The organism is Deltaproteobacteria bacterium (genome assembly GCA_016875395.1).
Classification (GTDB): Bacteria; Myxococcota_A; UBA9160; order UBA9160; family UBA6930; genus VGRF01.
Map to the genome: position 1 here is coordinate 1 of VGRF01000081.1, position 1448 is coordinate 1448.

1 protein-coding gene is annotated in these 1448 nt (G+C 69.8%); it reads right to left on the bottom strand.

Features of this window, described 5'->3' with window-relative positions; all coding sequences use genetic code 11:
* Positions 1-66 precede the first annotated feature (66 nt).
* Complete coding sequence (locus FJ091_22215; GenBank protein ID MBM4386064.1) at positions 67-1296, bottom strand: IS256 family transposase; 1230 nt, start codon at positions 1294-1296, stop codon at positions 67-69.
* Positions 1297-1448: the final 152 nt, after the last annotated feature.

The following is a 1448-nucleotide window of genomic DNA, read 5'->3' on the forward strand; positions in this document are numbered from 1 at the left end:
GGGGGATGTCCCGTACGCTGTTGATCTTCGCGTGATCGAAGCGGCGGTCTCGCGGGTTGACGGTTCCTACGCGGCTTTCTGCTGACGGTCAAGAGTGTTGTGCTTGATGGCGCGATCGAGGGCGGCGTTCAGCTTCGACATGTCGGCGTGACCGCGCACGCGGCGGAAGCCGACCGAGGCGCGCACGACCGCTGCGCCGACCCAGCGCAGCAGCATCGCGCCACCCTGCCAGTTCTTCACGTTGCGCGTGAAGCGGCCGATGCCGCCGTTCAGGTTCTCGATCGCGTTCGTGCTGCGCAGCGTCCGGTAGAGGGCACCTCGGACGCCGAGGCGCTGTAGCATGAGCGTCTCGGCGAGGCCCTCGAGCAGCGAACACGCCGCACCGGGGTGATCGCGCTCGAGCGAGCCCGCGAGCGCACGGAGGCGGCGCTCGGCGATCGCTGCGTCGTTCATCTCCCAGGCCGCGCGCAGGACGCGGCGCACGCGCGGCCGGACGTTCTCGGGAAGGTGCTCGAGGACGTTGCGCTGCTTGTGCACCTGGCAGCGCTGGACGATGCCGAGCGGTCCGAAGACGTCGCGGATCGCCTTGCGCAGCGCCTTGGAGCCGTCGATCACGAAGAGCGTCGCCTGCTCTGTGCTCAGGCCGCGGTCGATGAGATCGGCGAGCAGCGCCTTGGCGACGGTGGCGTTCTCGGTCGCGCCCTCACGCAGCGCCAGCACGTGCTTCTTGCCGTCCGCCGTCACCCCGAGAGCGATCAGGATCGTGTGGTCGTGGAACACGATGCCGTCGATCAGCACGGCTCGGATGCCGAGATCGCCGATCGGGTGCTCGGTCAGCTCGCGCAGGCGCTCGGTCGAGAGCGCGACGAAGCGCCGCGACACGGCGCTCTTCGAGATCGCGCGTCCGACCTCCGGCGCGGGCAGCGGGTCGACGACGTCGCGGTAGCCACGCGTCGACACGCCGCGCGCGATCGCGCGCCACGTGCGCCGGTCGAGCGGGTCGCGGTCGGCCGCAAACGCGAAGCTCGGCAGCACGAGTTCGCCGTCGGCGCTGCGGGCGCGGAGCCTGCGCATCGCGATCCGCTGGCCACCGAGCGTCACCTCGCTCGGGACGCTTCCGGCCCGCACCGCCGCGCGCTCGGGAAGGCGCTTACCCTTCGGGCCGCACAGGGCGACGCGGTCCTGCTCCATCATCGCCCGCAGCACCTCACGACCCGTGTCGACGAAGAGCGCGAAGAGGTCGCCCTGCGCGGCCTGCAGGGACTCCAGGACGGGCAGCGGGATCTGGACGGACACGACGGGGGCTCGAAGAGCGGTCGAGTTTCTGGCAGAGTCCTTCACGGCGGTTCCTTTCGTTTTTGGTTTGGCGACCACCGTCCCTTCGGGGGACAGCGGATGGAACCGCCACTTCTTCAACTCGTCAAATCAACACGCTCCGGGACATCCCC